General features: G+C 70.7%; 16 protein-coding genes, 1 tRNA gene and 1 pseudogene. 5 read left to right on the top strand and 13 right to left on the bottom strand.

The window, feature by feature from the left end; translation table 11 throughout:
• Positions 1-10: 10 nt before the first annotated feature.
• Positions 11-1,240 (bottom strand): annotated as a pseudogene (locus MM440_RS01070) (MFS transporter); the annotation flags it as partial.
• A gap of 41 nt (positions 1,241-1,281) precedes the next feature.
• Here MM440_RS01070 and MM440_RS01065 point away from each other — a divergent pair.
• The 3 genes from MM440_RS01065 to MM440_RS01055 all read left to right on the top strand — a co-directional run bounded on the left by MM440_RS01065 (position 1,282) and on the right by MM440_RS01055 (position 7,731).
• The gene (locus MM440_RS01065; RefSeq protein WP_241441356.1) at positions 1,282-4,596 is read left to right on the top strand and encodes a DEAD/DEAH box helicase; all 3,315 of its coding nucleotides are present in this window, start codon (positions 1,282-1,284) and stop codon (positions 4,594-4,596) included.
• Positions 4,597-4,831: 235 nt separating this feature from the next.
• Positions 4,832-6,628: a bifunctional metallophosphatase/5'-nucleotidase gene (locus tag MM440_RS01060; RefSeq protein WP_241441355.1), complete on the top strand. Its 1,797-nt coding sequence runs from the start codon at positions 4,832-4,834 to the stop codon at positions 6,626-6,628.
• Between the two features lie 113 nt (positions 6,629-6,741).
• Positions 6,742-7,731 carry a hypothetical protein gene (locus MM440_RS01055; protein WP_241441354.1) on the top strand — a complete coding sequence of 330 codons (990 nt, stop codon included), beginning with the start codon at positions 6,742-6,744 and terminating at the stop codon, positions 7,729-7,731.
• Between the two features lie 11 nt (positions 7,732-7,742).
• Here the strand turns inward: MM440_RS01055 and MM440_RS01050 are convergent, their stop codons facing one another.
• From MM440_RS01050 to MM440_RS01015, 8 genes are all read right to left on the bottom strand, one after another.
• A complete protein-coding gene (locus tag MM440_RS01050; RefSeq protein ID WP_241441353.1) occupies positions 7,743-8,543 on the bottom strand; it encodes a crotonase/enoyl-CoA hydratase family protein in 801 nt (266 codons plus the stop codon).
• A gap of 21 nt (positions 8,544-8,564) precedes the next feature.
• Positions 8,565-9,959: an FAD-binding oxidoreductase gene (locus MM440_RS01045; protein WP_241441352.1), complete on the bottom strand. Its 1,395-nt coding sequence runs from the start codon at positions 9,957-9,959 to the stop codon at positions 8,565-8,567.
• Positions 9,960-10,048: 89 nt separating this feature from the next.
• Positions 10,049-10,849, bottom strand: a complete 801-nt coding sequence (locus tag MM440_RS01040; protein ID WP_241441351.1) for an alpha/beta fold hydrolase — start codon at positions 10,847-10,849, stop codon at positions 10,049-10,051.
• A 60-nt stretch (positions 10,850-10,909) separates the two neighbouring features.
• A complete protein-coding gene (locus MM440_RS01035; RefSeq protein WP_241441350.1) occupies positions 10,910-11,539 on the bottom strand; it encodes a hypothetical protein in 630 nt (209 codons plus the stop codon).
• Positions 11,536-13,716, bottom strand: coding sequence for an alkaline phosphatase family protein (locus MM440_RS01030; RefSeq protein WP_241441349.1), 2,181 nt, complete (start codon positions 13,714-13,716; stop codon positions 11,536-11,538). Before MM440_RS01030 ends, MM440_RS01035 begins: the two co-directional genes overlap by 4 nt.
• Positions 13,717-13,823: 107 nt before the next feature.
• Positions 13,824-14,279, bottom strand: a complete 456-nt coding sequence (locus MM440_RS01025) for an Lrp/AsnC family transcriptional regulator (protein WP_241441348.1) — start codon at positions 14,277-14,279, stop codon at positions 13,824-13,826.
• A gap of 16 nt (positions 14,280-14,295) precedes the next feature.
• Complete coding sequence (locus tag MM440_RS01020) at positions 14,296-14,478, bottom strand: hypothetical protein (protein ID WP_241441347.1); 183 nt, start codon at positions 14,476-14,478, stop codon at positions 14,296-14,298.
• A gap of 98 nt (positions 14,479-14,576) precedes the next feature.
• Positions 14,577-15,983 carry an MFS transporter gene (locus tag MM440_RS01015; RefSeq protein WP_241441346.1) on the bottom strand — a complete coding sequence of 469 codons (1,407 nt, stop codon included), beginning with the start codon at positions 15,981-15,983 and terminating at the stop codon, positions 14,577-14,579.
• Positions 15,984-16,552: 569 nt separating this feature from the next.
• Between MM440_RS01015 and MM440_RS01010 the strand changes: the two genes are divergently transcribed.
• On the top strand, positions 16,553-17,083 hold the full coding sequence (locus tag MM440_RS01010; protein WP_241441345.1) for a hypothetical protein: 531 nt from the start codon (positions 16,553-16,555) through the stop codon (positions 17,081-17,083).
• On the opposite strand, the gene MM440_RS01005 is transcribed toward MM440_RS01010, so the two are convergent.
• Complete coding sequence (locus MM440_RS01005) at positions 16,979-18,820, bottom strand: ABC transporter ATP-binding protein (RefSeq protein ID WP_241441344.1); 1,842 nt, start codon at positions 18,818-18,820, stop codon at positions 16,979-16,981. The two genes, MM440_RS01010 and MM440_RS01005, sit on opposite strands and share 105 nt — an antisense overlap.
• Before the next feature lie 142 nt (positions 18,821-18,962).
• Here MM440_RS01005 and MM440_RS01000 point away from each other — a divergent pair, with 142 nt between their 5' ends.
• Positions 18,963-19,628, top strand: a complete 666-nt coding sequence (locus MM440_RS01000; protein ID WP_241441343.1) for an MSMEG_1061 family FMN-dependent PPOX-type flavoprotein — start codon at positions 18,963-18,965, stop codon at positions 19,626-19,628.
• A gap of 137 nt (positions 19,629-19,765) precedes the next feature.
• Here MM440_RS01000 and MM440_RS00995 read toward each other — a convergent pair whose 3' ends face one another.
• The 3 genes from MM440_RS00995 to MM440_RS00985 form a co-directional block, all read right to left on the bottom strand.
• A complete protein-coding gene (locus tag MM440_RS00995) occupies positions 19,766-20,341 on the bottom strand; it encodes a sugar O-acetyltransferase (RefSeq protein ID WP_241441342.1) in 576 nt (191 codons plus the stop codon).
• Positions 20,342-20,469: 128 nt separating this feature from the next.
• Positions 20,470-20,543 (bottom strand) — tRNA-Pro (locus MM440_RS00990).
• A gap of 51 nt (positions 20,544-20,594) precedes the next feature.
• Positions 20,595-21,539, bottom strand: a complete 945-nt coding sequence (locus MM440_RS00985) for a metallophosphoesterase (RefSeq protein WP_241441341.1) — start codon at positions 21,537-21,539, stop codon at positions 20,595-20,597.
• Between the last annotated feature and the right edge of the window lie 50 nt (positions 21,540-21,589).

Below are 21,589 nucleotides of genomic sequence, written 5' to 3'. Positions count from 1 at the left end.
GCGGCGCGCGTCAGGCCTGCCCGTCCAGCGACCGGATCTGCCGGAACAGCAGCGGCAGGACGGCGAGGCAGGTGATGGCGGCGAGGGTGACCCACAGCGCGGGCGCGTAGACCGACACGGACCGGGTGGCCCACGTCATCAGCGCGGGGGTGAAGCCCGCGAAGAAGATCGAGGCGATGTTGTAGGACAACGCCATCCCCGTAGACCGGACCGCGGCCGGGAACGCGCGCGCCAGGGTCGACGGGGCGATGCCGGCGAAGACCGACACGTTGGCGCAGAGGATCACGTGCACCGCGAGGAGCACGGGGATCGTGGGCTGCCGGTGCAGCCACCACAGCGCGGCGAGCGGCACGACGAGCATCGCCACGACACCCCAGGTGAGGACCCGTTGGGCGCCGAGCCGGTCGGCGGCACGCCCGGCGAGCACGCACCCGGCGACCAGCACGACGTTGCCGACGAGCGATGCGAGGAACGAGTCGCGCGACGTGAAGCCGAGCCCGATCCCCTTGGTGGAGTAGTAGGTCGGCAGGTAGATGATCAGCGCGTAGACGCAGACCGTCCACAGGATCGAGAAGACGGCGCCGGCGAGCAGCCGCGACAGGTGCGTGGTGAAGAGCGCCTTGAGCGGCTCGAGCGGCGACTCGTCGCCCTGCTCCGCGCTCAGCTGGGCGAAGGCCTCCGTCTCGGGGAGCCGCCGCCGCACGTAGAACCCGACCGGCACGATGAGCAGGCCGATGAGGAAGGGCAGCCGCCAGGCCCAGTCGTGGATGGTCGACGTGGACATCGTGGAGGTGATGGTGAAGCCGATGATGGCCGACATGAGGTTCGAGATGCCCATGCTCGCCTGCAGCCACGCGGCGTAGGTGCCGCGCTCGCTCGGTGGGGCGTGCTCTACGAGATAGGCTGCGGCGCCGCCGATCTCACCTCCGGCCGAGAAGCCCTGGAGGATGCGGCCGAGGACGAGCAGCGCCGGCGCGGCGACGCCGATCGCGGCGTAGGGCGGGGCGACCGCGATGATCAGGGTGCCGAGACCCATGAGCAGGATCGTGGTCGTGAGCGCCGCCTTGCGGCCGATCCGGTCGCCGTAGAGCCCGAGCACGATGGCACCGAGGGGCCGGGCGACGAAGCCGACGCCGAAGACCACGAAGGTGGACAGCAGCGCGGCCGTCGAGTCGCCGTCGGCGAAGAAGTTGGCGGCGATGAAGGTCGCGAAGAACGCGTAGACGCTGAAGTCGTACCGGCGGGTGAGACCTGCGGCTGGTCAGACGTATCCTGGAGGCTATGCCTGTTGACCTCGCCCCTGCCGCGTGGGTCGCTCGGATCAACGACGAGCGCCTGCGCCGCACGTGTGGCGAGGGGGCGCTCGAGCGTGGCACGGACTACTGGCGCAAGGGTCACGTGGTCGCCATCACGGTCACCCCGGACGGCGGCATCGTCCTCGGCACGGTGCGCGGCTCCCGCTCCTCGGACTACCAGGTCATCATCTCGCGGGTCGGCGTCGAGCCGCCCCCGCCCGCCGCTCCCGAGTGGCACGGACGCTGCTCCTGCCCGATGCAGTCCAGCTGCAAGCACGTCGTCGCGGTCGTCCTCGAGGCCCGGCGCCGCATCCAGGGCGCCCCCGACCCCAACGCGCTGGCCGACTGGGAGCGGGCCCTCGGCTGGGCGCTGCGTCCCGCCCGCGGGCAGGGCGTCGACCCCGACCTGCCCGAGATGGCGCTGCAGGCCTCGCTGGTCGACAACCGCGCCTCCGGTCGCGGCGGTGCGGCCCCGGGGCAGCGCGTCCAGCTCGTGCCGGTCGTGCGCAACAAGAAGGACAAGTGGGTCAAGACGGGGGTGACCTGGCCCGAGATCAGCCGCGGCTACGGCGTCCGGGCGCGCGCCGACCAGCTGCAGGTCGTCCAGGAGATCCGCACGGCGCACGACCGCACGCGCAACCAGTTCGCCTACGGCTACGGCAACCACCCGGTCTACCTGGACGACTTCGACGACTCCATCTGGCACCTGCTGGACCGCGCCCGCAAGGTGGGCGTCGGTCTCGTAGCCGCTTCGTCCACAGAGGAATTCGTCATCGGCGACCCCGTGCGCATCACCCTCGACGTCGACACCGTAGACCGTGCCGGTCCCCTCACGCTGCGCCCCACCGTCCTGGCCGCCGACGGGGAGCCCCTCTCGGGGCGCGTGTCGACGATCGGCCGACCGGTGCACGGCGTCATCCACGAGGTGCACCGCTCGACGACCGATCGCGAGGTCGTGCTGCACCCGGTCGAGAGCTCGGTGCCGGAGCAGGTGGCCAACTTCGTCGACGCCCACCGCACTCTGATGGTGCCGCCCGAGGAGGTCGATCGCTTCCTCGAGCAGTACTACCCGGCGCTCAGCCGGCAGGTGCCCGTCAGCGCCCGGTCCGGCAACGTCGAGCTGCCCCAGGTGCAGCCGCCGCACCTCGGTCTCGACATCACCCACCTCGACGGGCACCGAGCCGAGCTGCGTTGGTGCTACGTCTATCCCATGGCGTCCACGAGCGGCTCGCTCGCCCGCAGGGTGCCGATGGACTCGCCGCAGGCCGACGCCGCGCGAGACCTCGCTGCCGAGAGCGCCCTCGTGGAGGCGCTCGCGGCCGAGGACGCGCTGGACGCCGTCGAGCACCTGCGCTGGCGCTCGCCCACGGGCTACCGGCTGCGCGCAGCAGCGGCCACCTCGGGCATCGACAGCGCGACTCTCGTGCAGACCCTCGTCCCCTGGCTGGAGGAGCACGGGGTCGACGTGCAGGTGCACGGCGACGTGCCGGACTACGTCGAGGCGCAGGAGGATCCGGTCGTCTCGATCTCGGTCCGCGACTCCGACCAGCGCGACTGGTTCGACCTCGACGTCGCCGTGTCCATCGGCGAGGAGCAGGTGCCGCTGCCCGAGCTGCTGCGCGCCCTCGCCCAGCAGGAGAGCCACCTCATCCTCGACTCGGGCACCTACTTCTCGCTGGAGCGCCCCGAGCTCGACTCGCTGCGCGCTCTCGTCGAGGAGGCTCGGGACCTCGTCGACAAGGACAGCGACTCGCTGCGGCTCTCGGCCTTCCAGGCCGGCTGGTGGGAGGAGCTGCAGCGCCTCGGCGTGGTCGCCGAGCAGAGTGCCCGCTGGCAGGCCCGGATGGAAGCCCTTCTCACCCTAGGCAGCTCGCGTCCCGCCGAGATCCCGAAGGGCCTGCTGGCCGAGCTGCGGCACTACCAGGTCGACGGGTTCCGGTGGCTGTCGCTGCTGTGGGACGCGGGCCTCGGCGGGGTGCTCGCCGACGACATGGGCCTCGGCAAGACCCTGCAGACCCTCGCCATGGTCGCGCGGGCCAAGGAGACCGGCGACCTCGCCGACCCGGTGCTCGTGATCGCCCCCACGAGCGTCGTCGGCACCTGGGCGTCGGAGGCCGCCCGGTTCGCACCCGACCTGCGCGTGGTCGCCGTCACCGAGACCGAGAAGCGGCGGGAGGGCTCGCTCGCCGAGACCGTCGCCGGCGCCGACATCGTCGTCAGCTCCTACACGCTGGTGCGGCTCGACGACGAGGTCTACCGCGAGATCAGCTGGCGCGCAGTGGTGCTCGACGAGGCGCAGTTCGTCAAGAACCACCGCTCCAAGACCTATCTCGCGATCCGGCGGCTGCAGACGTCGTCCGTCTTCGCCATCACCGGCACCCCGCTCGAGAACTCCCTGATGGACCTCTGGTCGATCCTGTCGCTCGCGGCCCCCGGCATGTTCCCCGACCCGGGCAAGTTCGGCGACCGCTACCGCAAGCCGATCGAGAACGGCGACGCGCCCGAGCAGCTGGCCACGCTGCGCCGCCGCATCCGCCCGTTCGTCCTGCGCCGCACCAAGGACCAGGTCGCGTCCGACCTGCCGCCCAAGCAGGAGCAGGTGCTCACGGTGCCGCTCGCGCCGGCGCACCGCCGGATCTACGACCGGCACCTGCAGCGCGAGCGCCAGCGCATGCTCGGCCTGCTGGGGGACATGCAGAAGAACCGGGTAGCCATCCTGGCCGCGCTCACCCGGCTGCGGCAGCTCGCGCTCGACCCGGCGCTGGTCGACGAGGGCTATGAGGGCTCGGCCGAGTCGGCCAAGATCGACCTGCTCGTCGAGCATCTGCAGGAGCTCGCGGCCGAGGGCCACCGCGTCCTCGTCTTCAGCCAGTTCACCCGCTTCCTCACCCGGGTGCGCGGTCGCCTTGCGCGAGAAGGGATCTCGACGGTCTACCTCGACGGGCGCACGCGCAACCGCCCCGAGACGATCGCCGAGTTCAAGGACGGCGACGCGACGGCGTTCCTCATCTCGCTCAAGGCCGGTGGCTTCGGCCTCACCCTGACGGAGGCCGACTACGTCTACGTCCTCGACCCGTGGTGGAACCCGGCCGCGGAGTCGCAGGCCATCGACCGCACCCACCGCATCGGGCAGGACAAGCCGGTGATGGTCTACCGCCTGGTCTCCGAGGACACCATCGAGGAGAAGGTGCGCGCCCTGCAGGAGCGCAAGCGCGGCCTGTTCGACCAGGTCGTCGACGACGAGGGCGCGTTCGCGAAGGCGCTCGGCGCCTCCGACATCGCCGAGCTGCTGGGGGAGTAGGCTCCGGGCCAGGTGGACCGAGCGAGGGGAGCGGGGCGTGTTCGAGCTGGGACTTGTCGAAGGAGCTCTGCTGGTGGCGATCGGAGCCGTCGTCGTCAGCGTCCTGCGGGGGCGCCGTCGCCGGTAGGGGTCTGGCACCAGGTGTTCATCTGAGCGTCTTCTCAACGGATCGACCCCGGGGTAGTCTCCGCCGAGGAAGGCCCTGTGCCCGGCTGCTCACCGATGAGGAAACCCCATGCCCACCAGCCCTCGCCCCGCCCACCGCGCTGCTGCCCGTCCGACCCGCCGGACCGCAGTGCGCACCACGCTCACGACCCTCTCGGTCTCCGGCCTGATCGCGGCCGGCGTCGCCGTCGCCCCGGCCGGTGCGACACCGGCACCGGCTGCCGGTGACAAGAAGCCGCCGACCGCGGGGACCATGTCCTTGCAGCTGCTCAGCTTCAACGACTACCACGGCCACCTGGAGGCCGGCGACCCGCCGCTGCCGGCCGCCACCGACCCCAGCCAGACGAAGGTGGGTGGCGTCGAGTACCTCTCCAGCACCCTCAGCTCGCTGCGCGCCAAGGCGCCCAAGGGCAACACGCTGACCGTCGCGGCCGGTGACCTGATCGGCGGCTCGACCTTCCTGTCCGGCCTGTTCCACGACGAGCCCTCGGTCGAGAGCCTCAACACCCTCGGCCTCGACGTCTCGAGCGTCGGCAACCACGAGTTCGACGAGGGTACCGCCGAGCTGCTGCGCATGCAGAACGGCGGCTGCCACCCCGTCGACGGGTGCTACTTCCCGGGCCAGCCCTACGCCGGCGCCAACTTCCAGTGGCTCGCCGCCAACGTCGTGAAGAAGTCCGACGGTCAGTCCCTGCTCCCCGGCACCTCGATCAAGAAGGTCAACGGCGTCAACGTCGGCTTCATCGGCATGACGCTCAAGGCCACCCCGACCCTGGTCAGCCCGGGCGGGGTGTCGACGGTCGACTTCCTCGACGAGGTCACCACCGCCAACGCCGAGGCCGCCAAGCTGCGCAAGCGCGGCGTCGAGGCGATCGTCGTGCTGCTGCACGAGGGCGGCTACCAGAGCGGCACCTACAACTCCTGCCAGGGTATCTCCGGCCCGATCGTGCAGATCGCCTCCCAGCTCGACCCGTCGATCGACGAGGTCATCACGGGCCACACCCACCAGGCCTACGTCTGCAGCATCCCCGACCCGGCCGGCGCCCCGCGCCTCGTGACGAGCGCCGCGTCCTACGGGCAGATGGTGACCGAGTCCAACCTGGTCATCGACCGCCGCACCAAGGACGTCGTGCGCACCCTCTCGACCGCGCAGAACCACCTGGTCACCCAGACCACCAAGGACCCGGCCGAGACCCGCGTCATCGACAAGTGGAAGGCGCTGTCCGCACCCCGCGCCGGCCGCGTCGTCGGCACCATCGCCGAGGACATCACCGGTGACGCCAGCGGCAACCGCGGCATCGAGACGCCGATGGCCGACATGATCGCCGACGCCATCCTCGCGGGCACCTCGGGTGCCAACGGCGGCGCCCAGATCGCGTTCATGAACGTCGGCGGGGTCCGTGCCAGCCTGCTGCGCAACACCATCACCAACGGGGAGAAGGTCGGCGAGGTCACCTACGCCGAGGCCTACGCCACCTCGCCGTTCGGCAACCTGCTGGTCTCGCTCGACCTCACCGGCGCCCAGATCAAGCAGGTGCTCGAGCAGCAGTACCAGCCGGTCGCCGCCCGCGGGTCGCGCCCGATGCTCGCCCTGGGTGTCTCGAAGGGCTTCACCTACAGCTGGGACGCCTCCCAGCCGCAGGGCTCGCGGGCCATCAACCTCGCGCTGAACGGCGTGGCGATCGACCCGGCGAAGACCTACCGCGTCGGCACGCTGTCCTTCCTCGCCGAGGGCGGCGACCTGTTCACGGCGTTCAAGGATGGCAAGAACCTCGTCGGTGGTCCCGAGGACCTCGCCAACCTGGTCGCCTACCTCGGGGCCAACCCGGGCCTGACCGCGCCCGCCTCGCGCGTCGACGGCCTGTGATCCGGTAGACCCCTCCAAGCCTTCGCGTCACGGCGCGAGCCCCAGCCCCAGCCCCAGCCCGAAGAGTCTCGAGCACGCTGGAACCCGGCGCCCACGCGGCGCGTTGACAGCACATGGGAGTCATCCTCTCCGCCGTCATCGCCCTCGTGGGCGCCGGTCTGCTCGGCACCGGTGTCCTCTCCTACTTCCGCGCCCGGTTCGCCCGCCGCCGGGTCGTCCGCGGAGCTGTCCGCGGAGCCCCGCTCGACGGGGGCGCCAGCCGCCGGCCCCGCCTCGGCGTGCGCGCCAGCGTGGCGCTCACGGTCCTCGGCGCCGTCCTGGTGCTGCTGCCGGACGCGTTCGCCTCGCTCGTCGTGCCCGCAGCACCGGCCGGTGACGACACCGCAGCGACGCTTGGAGCGCTGGCCCTGTTCTTCTACCGCGTGGGTGTCGGCTCGGCCCTGGCGCTGGTCGGCCTCGCGATGGCGCTGTGCAGCGCCTTCGTCGTCGGCCGCGTTCGCGGTGCCACCGAGCAGGCGACCGACCGGCTGGTCACGCAGGTGCCCTTCCTCGCCGGTCGCGAGGCGCGGGCGCTCGCCGTGCCGGTCGACTTCCCGCGCGAGTGGCCGGCCCTGCTCGCCCTCGACAAGCAGCTGACCCGGCGCTTCCTGCGCTACGACGACGACCTGGAGGCCGCCGTCAACTTCCCGGTCATGCGCGACTACTCCGACCCGCTGACCCGCGCCGCCCTGGACGCCATGCTGCGCTGCGACCGGGTCCGCACCCCTGCGGCACCGGCCGGTGTCCGCGACGCCCGCCGCACGGACTACGCCCGCGCGGTCGCGCAGTTCCAGGTCGCCCTGGACGCGGCCGAGGCCAACGCGCAGCGGCTGATGTGGAGCACGTTCACCGATGACGAGCGGCGCACCCTCGAGTCCGCCGCCGCGGCGCTCGACTTCATGCGCACCAACACCACGACGCCCGGCGAGCGCGCCTCCGCCTATGCCCGTGTCCGGCAGCAGCTGGACGCGATGAGCGAGCAGGAGGCCGCTCGCCGGACCCCGAACGGCGACGCCGCGCGCCCGCACCCGTTCCACGACATCCACCGCCGCGCCGACGGCTGAGCGCAGCCACCTCACTCGCCGGTGAACCGCGGCTCCCGCTTGGCGAGGAACGCGTCCACGGCCTCGTGATGGTCGGCGGTGGCGTGGGCGAGGGGCTGCATGGCCGCAGCCAGCTGGAGGGCCTCGTCGAGGCGCTGGTGGGCCGCCTGACGCAGCAGCGCCTTGGCCATCCGCACCGCATGCGGCGGGTTGGCGGCGATCCGGTCGGCGAGCGCGTGCGCCTGCGCCAGGAGGTCGTCGGGGTCCACGACGCGTGACACCAGGCCCCACTCGAGCGCGGTCGCCGCGTCGATGGGGTCGCCCGTCAGGGTCATCTCGGCGGCACGCGCGGGGCCGACGGCGCGCTGCAGCAGCCAGGCCCCACCGTCGCCGGGGATCAGCCCGACCTTCACGAAGCTCTCGGCGAACCGGGCTCGGGTCGAGGCGATCCGCAGGTCGCAGAGCAGGGCGAGGTCGCAGCCCGCGCCCACGGCCGGGCCGTTCACCGCCGCGACGAGCGGCACCTCGAGCGCGTGCAGGGCCCGCGGGATCCGCTGGATCCCGTCGCGGTAGCCCGTGCGGCCGAGGTGCGGTGGCCCGCCGAACGGCGGCTCGTGGCGAGCCATCTCCTTGAGGTTGCCGCCCGCGCAGAAGGCCGGCCCGGCGCCGGTCAGCACGACCGCGCGCACCTCGGCGTCGCGCGCGACCCGGTCGGCCGCAGCCACGATGGCGTCGACCATCGGGGCGTCGGAGATCGGGTTGCGCAGCTCGGGGAGGTTGAGCGTCCAGGTCTCGACGTGGTCGCGGCGGTCGACGAGCAGGGGAGCGTCCATGACCCGCAATCTAGCCGTGCGTCAGCCGTGTGCCCGGAAGACCTTGCCGGGGTTGAGGATCCCGGCCGGGTCCATCGCGGACTTGATGGCTCGGTGCAGCTCGACCACCGGCGCGGACAGCTCGGCGTGCAGGCCGTCCATCTTGAGCAGACCCACGCCGTGCTCGCCGGTCACCGTGCCGCCGGCCGCGAGGGCTACGTCGATGATCTCGTGGAAGGCGAGCTGGGCCCGCTCGCGGGCCGCGGCGTCCCCGGGCTGGGTGATCAGCAGCGGGTGCAGGTTGCCGTCGCCCGCGTGGGCGATGTTGGCGATGACCGTGTCGTGCCGCGCCGCGATCGCCTGGATCTCGGCGAGGACGGGCGCGACCTGGGACTTCGGCACGCACACGTCCTCGGTGAGCACGTCACCGAGGCGCTCCAGCGCGGGGTAGGCCAGGCGCCTGGCTGCGAAGAGCAGCTCGGCCTCCTGCGGGTCGCTCGACACCACGGCGAAGCCGGCGCCGGAGTCGCTGAAGACCTGCTCCATCAGCGCGGCCTCCGCGTCGCCCTGAGCGCCCGGCGTGTCGATCCGGCCGAGCAGCACGGTGTCGGCCTCGGTCGACAGGCCCATGTTCTTCCAGTCGTCCACGGCCTGCAGGCAGGTGCGGTCGACCAGCTCCAGCGCGCTCGGCGTGAGCCCGGCGGCCGCGACGGCGGTCACGGCCCGCCCCGCCGACACCAGGTCGGGGAAGTAGCCCGCGATGGTGCGCTCGGGGTCGCGCAGCGGGCGGAGCTTGACGGTGATCTCGGTGATGATGCCGAGGGTGCCCTCCGAGCCGACGAGCAGCCCGACGAGGTCGTAGCCCACGACGCCCTTCGCGGTGCGTCGCCCGACCCGCACGAGATCGCCTGTGCCGGTGACGAACTCGAGCCCGATGACGTAGTCGCGAGTGACGCCGTACTTCACGCAGCACAGCCCGCCGGCGTTGGTCGCCGCGTTGCCGCCGATGGTGGACCAGGGCGAGCTGGCCGGGTCCGGGGGATACCAGAGGCCGCGCTCGGCGCAGGCCGCACGCAGGTCGTCGTTGACGACGCCCGGTTGCACCACGGCGATGCGCTCCAGCTCGTGGATCTCGACGATCTCCCTCATCAGCTCCAGGCTGAGCACGACCCCGCCGTCCAGGGCGTTCGCCCCACCCGACAACCCCGTCCCGGCGCCGCGCGCGACGACGGGCGCCCGGTGCTGGTGGCAGACCTGCACCACGGCCTGCGCGTCCTGGGCCGAGCGGGCCCGCACCACCGCGGCCGGCTTGCCGTAGGGCGCCCACTCGGCCTCGTCGTGCAGGTAGCTCGCCACCCGGTCCGGATCGGTGATCAGGGTGTCGGCGTCGAGCCGGGCCGTGAGGTCGTCGATCAGGGCGGTGGTGTCGATCGGCATGGGCGGCAGTCTCTTTCGTCGTCGAGTGGTGGACTTGGTCTGGTGACGTCGGTGCGGTGGCGGCGGTCTGGTGGCGTCGGCCACGTGAGTCAGCGGTCCAGGAACTCCAGGATCGCGGCGTTGAGCGCCTCGGGCTGATCGATGTTGGCGGCGTGACCGCAGTCCTCGATCACGTGGGCGCGCACGTGGGCGTTGCGTTCGGCCATCGCCGTCGCGTGCTCGCACGGCCACATCTGGCTGTCTCGGCCGGCGAGCATGAGCACGGGCACCTCGACCCGTTCTACGACATCGCGCCAGTCCTGCTGGGCGTGGTCGAAGAGCAGCGGGAGCGTCTCGGGCGTGATGCCACCGCGCAGCGCACCGGCCTTCGGCCCGAGCTTGTCGACGAGCCGCTGCAGGCCCACGAGCTGCTGCTCGACGGTGAAGCCGCGACCTGTCTGGGGGATGCTGCCCTGGAAGAACGTGCCGCAGTTGCTGTCGTCGAATCCGTAGTATCCGTAGGCCCATTCGTCGCTGTTGCGCATGCGCGGAGTCTGGTCGATGCTCACGATCGCGCGCACCCGGTCGGTGCCGTAGAGGTCCACGTAGGACCAGATCGTGCTGGCGCCCATCGAGCCGCCGACCAGGACGGCATCGCGCACGTCGAGAGCCTCGAGGACCTGGCGCACGTCCTGGGCGTGGCGCGCGACGCGCTGCCCGTGCGCAACCTTGTCCGACTCGCCGTGGTTGCGACGGTCGATCGCCACGACGCGATACCCGGCGTCCAGCAGCGCCTCACGCTGGAACGCCCACGTCGTCGCCGGCGCGGTGTAGCCCGCGATCAGCACGACGGCCTCGCCGTCGCCCTCGTCGGTGACGTGGAGCCCGACGCCGTCGTTGGTCGTGATCATGGGCCCATCCTGCCTGGCCCGACGGCCTGCCGTCTCGTCGGCTGCCGCCGGCGGCAGCGCTCAGTCGGTCTCGGCGACGTAGTCCCAGCCGGCCGCGGCCCGACTGCCACTCGGGTAGAACCGCACGAAGCCCTCGCCGCTCGGCAGAGTCGCCTGCAGCCGGACGACGGCCCGGCCCCCGGGGGTGATCGACCTGGGCCAGCCGGTGCCCGCGCCCGGCTTGAGCGGGTGGACCTTCCCGTCATGGGTGAGCACGTCGAAGTGCGCGGAACCCAGATCGTCCGCGCCAGTCGTGTCGGCGGCCGCGCTGAAGGTCACGGTGAACGTGCAGGGCACCTGGTCCGCGCCCACCTTCGTCGAGGCGGGGTAGGAAGGCCCGTCGAGGTCTACCCGGACCGCGGTCGATCCCAGCCGCACCAGCACGGGGGCGCCGGGGTAGGACACGGCCGGCTGGTCGACGCTGCCGGTGGCCATCGACGAAGTGGACGGGGACGGAAGGAAGCTCGGCCAGTCACCGATGCCGTCGGCGCCCGACCTCGCCCCCGGCGTCACCTCCGACGTGGTGCCGGTGGCCGACGCCTGGGGCCGGGCGTCGGCGGCACCGGAGCAGCCGGCCAGGGTGGCCGCGAGCGCGCCGGCGGTGAGCCCGAGGGCTACCGTCCGACGCGCTCGCGGGTGGTCGATCCTCACTGGCCGCCGTGCCCCTTGGTGGTGGCGGCAGCGGTGAAGACGTCGCGGCCGAACGGCATCAGGCCGGACTGGGCCGCGAAGCCCAGGTGACCGAGCTTGTCCAGCCCACCGCTGATCGTGCCGGCCGTGAGGGGCTCGTACGCCTGCCCGGACGACACCGAGAAGATGTCCTCCATGGTCCGCAGCCACGAGTAGTGGTTGTAGCTCGTGGTCGAGACGGTCCCCGGCTTGATGGCCGGCGAGATGAGCACCGACCCGGTGATGCCGCCGCCCGGGGTGGGCGTGCGGGCGTCGAAGGCCGCCGCGGGGGTCTGACCGGGGCTGAGGTGGCCGGGGACGCCGAGCGCGGAGAGCGTGATGCTCGTGACCGGGCCGGTCGTGGTGACCTTCTTGCCGCGGGCGTCGACCAGCGTGAACGAGCCCTTGCTGACCGGCTGGGTCGGGTCGGACACCATGACCGGGCCCGCGTTGACGACGGCGCCGATGTAGGAGCCGGAGGGGATGCCGGCACCGGTCACGGCCCGACCGATGTCGGTGGTGACCACGTTGGCGGCGATGGTGCTCGTCGCCGCGCCCGCGCTGGCGGTGATCGTCTTGGCGGGGGACAGCCCGTAGTCGCTACCGGTGTTCTTGGCGCCCGGGACGCAGTTGGTCTTGTCGGCGTTCACGAGCGCGAGATCCTGCTCGCACGAGGGCGGCCGGACGATGTAGCCGTTGTTGCCCGGCCCCGGGTAGAGCTGGTTGCCGTAGCGGTCCGTCGCGAGGGTGGAGTTCGGTCCGGTGGGCTCCCACGGGACGTTCTTGCCGTTGATGTTCTGACCCGCGCGGTCGGCCTTGAGGTAGTCCTGCGCGAGCGCGCCGCCCGCGGGGAACTGGTTGTCGCCGTAGCGCACGTAGCCGCCGGCCATGCTCTTCATGGTCGGGCTCTTGTACTGGTAGATCTCGTGCTTGGCAGCCGCCTTCGCCACCCGGGTCGGGTCGGTCGCGTTGTTGAACGACATGGTGCTGAACGGCGGGTTCGCCTCGTCGAAGGTGATGTCGATCAGGCCGCCGTCCTTGAACGCCGCGGACCGCTCGATGAGCGGCACGTAGTACTTCAGGAACAGGTCGGAGGCGTAGAGCCCGCCGGTGTGGTTGACGGGCGGGGTGCTGAGCGGCTTGCTGTAGTCCGGGTTGCCGTTGGCGTCGAACAGGCCGGACAGGTTGTTGCCCTTGCAGGTCGCGTCGTGGGCGTCCGAGCAGTTGTTGGGCGTGATCCAGCTGAACGCCGGCACCTGGTCGGCCGGCTTCTCGAGGTCGGCGATCAGGCCACCCGTGGCGTGGTCGAGGTTGGCGATGTGCGCCGCATCGGTGTCCGTGCCCCCACCCACCGGGGTGGTGAGCGCGTCGGTGCCGGTGTTGTCGTCCCCGACGATCGAGTGGAACCACGCGAACGGGAAGTGCTTGGCGACGTACTGATCGTTGGCCTGCGCCCCGGTGAACGACGTGATCCCGGCGGCCTTGTCGGCCGCCGTCGGCGCCATGACCCGGGGGTTGGTGGTCGGGGTGTTGGCCCGGCTGCCGGGTGCCCCGCCGAGCCCGTCCTCACGGCCGGGCTGGTTCCCGAGGTCCTGGGCGTATCCCTTCCAGCTCACGTTCGCGGCGTCCAGCTGGTTGAACAGCGTGGGCACGTGCTTGGGGAAGGTGCAGCCGTTCTTGCCGTCGGGAGCGTTGGGACCCGCGGGGGAGAGCACCTGGCCGTACTGGTCCGTGCGGCCGAACCGCGCGCCGGTGTGGGCGGCGATGATGTTGGCGTTGGTCCCGAGGTCGGTGTTGGCGACGTCGCAGTCCTCCTGCAGGTCCATCGACGGCGACTGGCCGGACACGAGGGAGGTGTAGTTGTCCTGGCTGTAGTGGCCGGTGCCGTAGTAGTTCTTCAGCAGCGCGCCCTGCGACGGCAGCGTCTTCCACAGGTAGCTGTTCTGGTTCAGCCCCGTGAACGTCGCGTCGTAGGACTTGTTCTCCAAGATGATGAGCCAGACGTGCTTGATCTGCCCCGGCGCGAGTCCGGTGCTCGTGATGGTGGTGTCCGTGCGGTGGCCGACCGGGTCGGCGAACGAGGGGCTGGTGAACCCGCTCAGGGCGACACCGGTGACGGCCACAGCAGCGACACCGGCAACACGTCGAGTGATCCTCATGGGGTCGTTCTATCCCCGTCTGTCCACGGCTGGGTGGACAAGACATGAATTGCCACGAAATCAATGAGAATTGGCTGTGAGAATTCTCAGAGTTATGTCGCGAATCCTCAGAATCTGTCTGAGAGCAGCTTGGTCTTGTCGGCGGGAACCTCGCGCAGGATCAGCCGGGAGTTGACCGAGGCGACGCCGTAGTCGCGCTTGAGCAGCTCGATGACCGACTCCAGCTCGGCGGTGTCGGCGCACACGATGTGCAGCTGGTAGTCGTAACGTCCGGTCAGCCGCAGCGCGCCGATCACCTGCGGCACCTGGGTCAACGACTCGGCGAAGGCCACCCGCTCGACGCCCTCGCGCAGCTCGATGTCGCTGAGCACCCCGAGCGTCTTGCCGAGCGCCTTCTCGTCCAGCACGGCGGTGAAGCCGGCGATCACCCCCTCGCGCTGCAGCCGCCGGACCCGGTCGGCGACGGTGTTGGCGGACATCCGGACCACCTGGCCGAGCTCGTGGAAGGTCGCCCGGCCGTTGTGCGACAGGGCCTCGATGAGGCGGGCGTCGATGCGATCCATGGCTACCCCTGCCCGCTCACTGCCGGCGGGTGACGACGTAGATGGCGAGGTTGGCGAGGCAGGCGATGATCCCGACGCCGAGCAGGAGCGTCCCGAAGGTCTGCGCGGTCGAGCCGTCGGAGGTCCGCAGATACCACCCGGCGAAGACCAGGACGAGACTCAGCGCGGCACCGACCAGGGGAGAGGTGGAGGAGGGCATGGTCTACTCGATTCTCGCGGGGGACAGGGCGACGGCGCCGGGTGAGGACGTGCTCACCCAGCGCCGTCGGGGCGTTGTCCAGCAGGGTTCAGCGGAGCTCAGCGTGCTGCGGCGCGCTCGGCCCGGTGGGACTCGATGGCGTCCAGGCGCATCTGCTGGTACTCCTCCTCGGGGACCGGGGTGGCTCCAGGCTCGCCCAGCTGGGCGCTGGGGATGCGGGAGGTCTCGGGGGAGAAGTAGGCGGCGATCGCGGCGATGATCGTGATCAGGAACGTGAGACCGCCGACCGTGAGGATGATCCGCGACTGCGAGGTGCCCGGCGGCACGATGGCCGCGAACACGATGGCCATGGCCGAGGAGGCGACGGTGCCGAGGTTCTGCGCGATCGCCATACCGGTGACGCGGGTCTTGGTCGGGAACTGCTCAGGGTAGAACGCCGGGAAGACCGCGTTGTAGCCCTGGTAGACGAAGCCCCACATGATCAGCGACAGCACGATGGCGAGCATCACGTTCTGCTGGCTGACGGCCCACAGGTAGGGGAACGACAACGCACCCGCGCCCACCGCGCCGGCCATGATGCAGGGACGCCGGCCGATCTTGTCCGAGAGGTTGCCGACGTAGGGGATGGTCAGCACGGCGACGATGTTGGACAGGATCGGGATCCACAGGTAGACGTCGGTGTCCATGCCTACGCCGTAGCCCTTGTTGGTCGCGTAGGTCGCACCGAAGACCGAGGTGGTGACCGCGACGATGTTCGTCAGCGCCATGCAGAACACGAGGAACATCGTCTTGCCGCTCTCGGAGAACGCCTGGGTGATGGGGGTCTTGGCGACCTCGCCCTCGGCGACCTCCTCCTGAAACGCGGGGGTCTCGTCGACCCGGCGGCGGATGATGTAGCCCGCGATGACCACACCGGCGCTGAGCAGGAACGGGATGCGCCAGCCCCAGCTCTGGAAGGCCTCGGGGGAGAGGAAGTAGGCGAGCGGCAGGATCACCAGCGCCGCGAAGATCTGACCGAACTGGGTGCCCTGCAGGGTGAAGCTGCCGAAGAAGCCGCGGCGGCCGAGCGGGGCGTACTCGAGGATCATCGACGAGGCGCCGGAGATCTCACCGGCGACGGCGAAGCCCTGGACCAGGCGCAGCGCGATCAGCAGCGCCGGCGCGAGGAAGCCGACCTGCTCGTAGGTGGGCAGCAGCGCGACCAGGAAGGTCGAGACACCCATCATGAGCATGCAGAGCACGAGCACGTTCTTGCGGCCGTGCTTGTCACCCCAGGACCCGAGCACGAACGCGCCGATGGGCCGGGCGACGTAGCCGACGACGTAGGTGCCGAGGGCGCCGATGACGCCCATCCGGGGGTCGGTCTTGTCGAAGAAGATGGCCGGGAAGACGAGTGCCGCGGCCTGGGCGTAGATGAAGAAGTCGTAGTACTCGAGGGCACTGCCGATCCACCCGCTGGCGGCGGCCTTCCCGGTGTTCTTGCCCTGTGGTGTCGTCGCTGACATGCGGTGCCTTTCGAGGCATCGGAGGGGGTAGGGGGGTGCCGACCAGGTCGTGATCGAGCCGAGTGCAGTTATGAACTAACTGGTTACTTCATGGAAGGGTAAGGATCGGGACCCGGAGGTGCAACGTGATCTACGTCTCACTGGGGGTCGCTGGCGGGAGACTACTGGGTCGCGCGCGGTGCGGCCGCTCGACGCGAGGCGTCTAGTCTGGATCGAGACCTTGCTTCGAGATCCTCGGCTGAAATCCGGATAGGCCGAGGAAGGCACGGTAGATCACCCGCCAGGGCCGTGAAGTCCGAGCCACCTGCGGCGCGATCTCGCCTAGCGTCGAAGGCATGTCGTTGCTCTTAGTCAAGGTCGCCCTCGCCCCGCTGATCATCCTCGCCGCGTCGCTGCTGGCCCACCGGCTCGCCCCCGCGCGGCCGGCCTGTTGATCGGTCTGCCCACCACCGCACTGCCGTTCCTGCTCACGATCTACCTCACCCACGGGTCGGTCGCGGCGCTGACGACGGCGGTGGGGAGCATCACCGGACAGGACGCTGGCGCTGCACAACCCCTACGTCACGGCGGTGATCGCCCTGGCGGTCGCCGTGGTCGGGATCGCGACCTGGCCGGCCGGCACCTCCGCGCGGGCCGCGACGGCGACCCCGGCGTGGTCGGTGCCGCTGCGCATGGTGCTGGTCACGTTGACGGTGGTGGGGCTGGCGGCCCTGGAGCCTCTCCTCGGTGTCGTGCTCGCCGGCGCGCTGGCCTCGCTGCCGACCATCCTGCTGGTCATGACGCCGGCGGTGCACTGGTCGCAGGGCCCCGCCGACGCGGTCACGCTGGTCTGGGGGACGCTGGTCTCGATCACGGGGACGGTGGTCTTCCTCGTGGTGCTCGTCGCGACCGCCCCCGCGCTCGGGCTGTGGCCGGCGCTCGCGCTGGCCCTGCTCGCCCTGCCGGTCGGCCCAGCCGCGACGCGCGCGTTGGCGTCCCGGCTGCGCCGGGCCGGGCTACTGCGTGGTCTGGTAGGCGTTGAGGTAGGAGTCCTCGCCCCGCCGCTGCATCGCCAACAGCTCGGCGTAGACCCCGCCGGAGTGCGCGAGCTGGGCCGGTGACCCGATCTCGTCGACGCACCCGTCCTTGATCGTCACGATCCGGTCGACACCGGCGATGGTGGAGAGCCGGTGCGCGATGACCAGGCTGGTGCGGCCGGCCATCAGGGCCTCGAGCCCCTCCTGGACGGCGCGCTCCGAGCGGGTGTCGAGGGCGCTGGTGGCCTCGTCGAGCACGAGCACCGAGGCGTCCTTGAGCATGGCGCGGGCGACCGAGATGCGCTGCTTCTGACCGCCCGAGAGCTTCAGGCCGCGCTCGCCGATCAACGCGTCGAACTCGCCGTCCAGGCCCTCGATGAAGCCGCTGGCGTTGGCCCGCGACGCAGCGAGGGCGACCTCGTCCGGCGTGGCGTGCGGGTGGCCGTAGCGGATGTTCTCAGCGACCGTGTCGGAGAACAGCGACGGGTCCTGGAAGACCAGCGAGATCCGCCGGCGCAGCTCCTGCGCCGGCAGCGTCGCGATGTCGATGCCGTCGAGGCGGATCGCGCCGCTGCGCAGCGGGTAGAGCCCGAGGAGCAGGTTGACCAGCGTGGTCTTGCCGCCGCCCGACTCGCTGACGAGCGCGACCCGCTCACCGCGGCGCACGTCGAAGGTGACGTCCTTGAGCACGTCCGGCCCGTCGCCGTAGCCGAACCGCACGTCCTCGAACTCCAGCACCGGCGCGTCCTCGCGGCGCTGCGGCAGCGCGGGCATCGCGGCGACGTGCTCGACCTCGGCGGACTCCATGACGCGGAAGTAGTCGCGTGACCCGGCCACCGCGCGCTGCGAGGCGTCGATGACCCAGCTCATCATCTCTACGGGCATGCGAGCCATCGCGATGAGCTGGATCAGCAGGACCATCTGGCCGACCGAGAACCCGCCCGAGAGGGTGCGGTAGAAGATGAGCAGGTACATCGCCGCGAACATCACGTTGAGCACCGCGCGACGCAGCACGTCCATCGAGTGCCAGTGCCGCGACTGCTCCTTGGTGGTGCTGTCGGTGCGGTCGAAGTGGCCGGTGAAGGTGTCCAGCTCGTGCCGCTCGCGGGTGAACGAGCGCACCACCCGGATCTGTCCGATGACCTCGGCGAAGCGACCGCCGGCGGAGTCGACATGGTGGTTCTTGTCGGCCTCGAGCCGCTGCCAGGTGCGTGAGGTGAGCCCGGTCAGCCAGACGTAGATCGGGAAGATCACCGCCAGCATCACCGCCAGCGGCCAGTAGTAGATCGCGCTGATGACGAGCACCGCGGCGGTTTGGATCAAGATCGTGAAGAAGGTGTTGGCCATCGACTTGGCGAAGTTGGAGACCTCGGCGATCGAGCGGTTCAGCCGCGAGACGATCGTGCCGGTCATCTCGTCGTCGAACCAGCTCTGCGGCAGCCGCAGCAGCTTGTCGAGGTAGCGCGTCGACAAGATCGCGCGGATCTTGTTGCTGAGCACGTCACCGGTGTAGCCGCCGATGTTGGAGACCACCGTGCTGAGCAGCTCGGCCGCAAGGATCGCGAGCGTCAGCCAGACCAGTGTGGGCAGCGCGCCGGTGCCCCGGCCGTCCTGCACCGCCGAGACGATGACGTCGGTGGCCCGCCCGACGATGAACGGCGTGGCCAGGCCCGCTGCGGCCGTGACGATCGCGCTCGCCGCCACGACCAGGTAGTACGGGCGCAGCTCGCCCGTGAACCGGACGATCCGCGCCAGGGTGGCGAATGTGCCCTCGTCGTGGGCAGGGCGGGCGGCGTCGGCCGGTCTGGCGCTGGCGCTCATGGGGGACTCCTCCGGGTCTTGCTTCGGTGGTGCGGTGCGTCGGATGACTCGGCGGCGCGTGGTGATGCCAGCAGACATCATCAAGTGGACGTGAGGTCAACACCACCCGGCACGCGGCTCTTCCCCGGTGGATACTGGGGCCATGAGCGAGCCACGAGGCATGAGCGAGCTGCGAGCGGTCACCGACGCCGCGCGCCTGCGACAGATCATCGGCGAGCCCGCCGAGCGGGCCCGGCACAAGGTCCGGCCCCGGCTCGACGACGCGGACCGTCGGTGGCTGGCCGCCTCGACGCTCTGCTTCATCGCCACCAGCGGCGCCGACGGGCGCTGCGACACCTCGCCCAAGGGTGACCCCGCCGGGTCGCTGGTGCACGTCCTGGACGACACGACGCTAGCCATCGCGGAACGCCCCGGGAACCGGCGCGTCGATGGCTACCTCAATGTCCTGGAGAACCCGCACGTCGGCATCGTGTTCATCGTCCCCGGCCGCTCGGACACGCTGCGCGTCAACGGCCGGGCACACCTCGTCGAGGACGCACCGTGGTTCGACGACCTCGTCGTGCAGGGCAAGCGCCCGGTGCTCGCCCTCGTCGTCGAGGTCGAGGAGGTGTTCGGCCACTGCGCCAAGGCGTTGGTGCGCGCGCAGGTGTGGCACCCCGAGACGTGGCGATCGAACGACGTGACCGACGTCAGCGCCAGTGCCCGCGAGCGCCGTGCCCAGGGCCTGCCGGACCTGCACGCCGGCGCCGAGGACCTCGCCGCCCTCGAACGGGCGCAGGTCGAGTCCTACGACGTGGGGCTCTACTGACGTCTCGTCGTGGCTGCTAGGCCGCTCGGTGATAGTGACGGTCTGCACGTCACATCTGACCAGCAGACTGCCACCATCTTCGCGGCGGGCAGCCGGGGACACGACGACGACGCCTCGGCTGACGACCCAGAGTGGGCTCAGGCGTCGAAACCGGTGCTGCGCAAGGCATTTGCTGGGACGCCGGCCACGATGGTGTTGGCGGGGACGTCCTTGGTGACGACGGAGCCGGCGCCGACGATGGCGCCGTCGCCGATCGTGACGCCGGGGACCACCGTGACCGAGGCGCCGAGCCAGACCTTGCGGCCGATGCTGATCGGCTTGGGCTCCATGTCAGCGCGTCGGTCCGGGTCGACGCTGTGGTTGAGGGTGGTCAGGGTGCAGCCGTGGCCGATCAACGCGCCGTCCCCGATGGTGATGCCGCCGGTGTCCTGGAAGCGACAGCCGAGGTTGATGAAGACGTCCTTGCCGAGGCGCAGGTTCTTGCCGAACTCGCTGTAGAACGGTGGGAACACCATGACGGACTCGTCGATCGCAGTGCCGGTGAGCTCGCTCAGCAGGTCGCGGATCTCGTCGGGGGTGCGATACCCGTCGTTGATCTGGGCCGTGATGCGGAAGGCATCCTGCGAGGCACCGTGCATGAACTCGTGCTCCGGGGAGCCGCCGATGATCGGCGATCCGCTGCGGACGTGGGTGAGGAACTCCTGCAGATCCATGCGCACCACCCTGCCATCCGTGGGCACGAGGTCGCGGGGAACGGCGTCCGACCCGAAAGGGCGGGAAGGACGAGAACGACGAAGGCCCCTGCCGGCGCTTGCGCCAGCCAGGGGCCTTCGTCAACCGGTCGGGGTGACAGGATTTGAACCTGCGACCTCTTCGTCCCGAACGAAGCGCGCTACCAAGCTGCGCCACACCCCGGTTGAACCTCAACGAGGATACCGGACGGGCGTCGCGTTCACCCAATCGCGCTCACGGGCGCGGCGTGAGGGTCAGCAGGGTCGCTTCCGGGCGGCAGGCGAAGCGCATCGGCGCGTACGGCGAGGTGCCGAACCCGGCCGACACGTGCATCCACGCGGCGTCGTCCGGCGCCTGCTCGGAGGGCGCGTTGGCGCACCCGGGCCACCAGCGCGAGACCCCCTTGGCGCGCTTGCGCTCCAGGTCGCAGTTGGTGACCAGAGCGCCGTAGAACGGGAGCGCCAGCTGTCCGCCGTGGGTGTGGCCGGCGAGGATCAGCTGGGCGCCGTCGGCCACGAACGCGTCGAGCGCGCGGGTGTAGGGGGCGTGCACCACCCCGACGGTGAGCGTCGCGGACGGGTCTGCCGGCCCGGCCACCTCGGCGTAGCGGTCGCGCTTGATGTGCGGGTCGTCGAGCCCGATCAGCTCGAGCTCGCTGCCCTCGACCTTGACCCGGTCGCGCCGGTTGTTGAGGTTGATCCACCCCGCCGACTCGAAGCCCGCGATGAGCTCGTGGGTGGGCAGGTGCTGGTGCTCACCCTTGCGCTGGGCGTGCTTCTTGGTGAGGTAGCGCGCGGGGTTCTTCCCCTTGGGTGCGAAGTAGTCGTTGGACCCCATCACGAACACCCCGGGACGCTCCAGCAGCGGCTCCAGCGCCTCGAGCGCGTAGGGCACGGCGGCCAGGTCCGCGAGGTTGTCGCCGGTGTTGACGACCAGGTCAGGCTCGGTCTCGGCGAGCGACTGCACCCAGGCGATCTTGCGCTTCTGGCGGGGGACCAGGTGCATGTCCGACAGGCACAGGACTCGCAGCGGGTCCGTGCCGGCAGGCAGTACGGGCACCGAGAAGTGCCGCAGCGTGAAGGCGTAGCGCTCGATCAGCGAGCCGTAGGCGACGGCGGTCGCGCCAGCGGCGACGGTGCCGAGCGCGGTCCGGGCGAGGGTACGGGTCACGGTGCTCATCGGACCATCTTCCCATCGAAATCCAGGGGAGGGCACCTGCGCGCAGGTGG

The sequence above is a fragment of the Arsenicicoccus piscis genome, from assembly GCF_022568835.1.
GTDB lineage: Bacteria > Actinomycetota > Actinomycetes > Actinomycetales > Dermatophilaceae > Arsenicicoccus > Arsenicicoccus piscis.
Note: the sequence above shows the minus strand (reverse complement) of the source record. Positions and strands in the feature narration are given on the sequence as shown.

Bases quoted from the DNA above. Each gene is read 5' to 3' on its own strand.
- MM440_RS01065 (WP_241441356.1), top strand. From the start codon at position 1,282: ATGCCTGTTGACCTCGCCCCTGCCGCGTGGGTCGCTCGGATCAACGAC.
- MM440_RS01060 (WP_241441355.1), top strand. From the start codon at position 4,832: ATGCCCACCAGCCCTCGCCCCGCCCACCGCGCTGCTGCCCGTCCGACC.
- MM440_RS01055 (WP_241441354.1), top strand. From the start codon at position 6,742: ATGGGAGTCATCCTCTCCGCCGTCATCGCCCTCGTGGGCGCCGGTCTG.
- MM440_RS01050 (WP_241441353.1), bottom strand. From the start codon at position 8,543: ATGGACGCTCCCCTGCTCGTCGACCGCCGCGACCACGTCGAGACCTGG.
- MM440_RS01045 (WP_241441352.1), bottom strand. From the start codon at position 9,959: ATGCCGATCGACACCACCGCCCTGATCGACGACCTCACGGCCCGGCTC.
- MM440_RS01040 (WP_241441351.1), bottom strand. From the start codon at position 10,849: ATGATCACGACCAACGACGGCGTCGGGCTCCACGTCACCGACGAGGGC.
- MM440_RS01030 (WP_241441349.1), bottom strand. From the start codon at position 13,716: ATGAGGATCACTCGACGTGTTGCCGGTGTCGCTGCTGTGGCCGTCACC.
- MM440_RS01025 (WP_241441348.1), bottom strand. From the start codon at position 14,279: ATGGATCGCATCGACGCCCGCCTCATCGAGGCCCTGTCGCACAACGGC.
- MM440_RS01020 (WP_241441347.1), bottom strand. From the start codon at position 14,478: ATGCCCTCCTCCACCTCTCCCCTGGTCGGTGCCGCGCTGAGTCTCGTC.
- MM440_RS01015 (WP_241441346.1), bottom strand. From the start codon at position 15,983: ATGTCAGCGACGACACCACAGGGCAAGAACACCGGGAAGGCCGCCGCC.
- MM440_RS01005 (WP_241441344.1), bottom strand. From the start codon at position 18,820: ATGAGCGCCAGCGCCAGACCGGCCGACGCCGCCCGCCCTGCCCACGAC.
- MM440_RS01000 (WP_241441343.1), top strand. From the start codon at position 18,963: ATGAGCGAGCCACGAGGCATGAGCGAGCTGCGAGCGGTCACCGACGCC.
- MM440_RS00995 (WP_241441342.1), bottom strand. From the start codon at position 20,341: ATGGATCTGCAGGAGTTCCTCACCCACGTCCGCAGCGGATCGCCGATC.
- MM440_RS00985 (WP_241441341.1), bottom strand. From the start codon at position 21,539: ATGAGCACCGTGACCCGTACCCTCGCCCGGACCGCGCTCGGCACCGTC.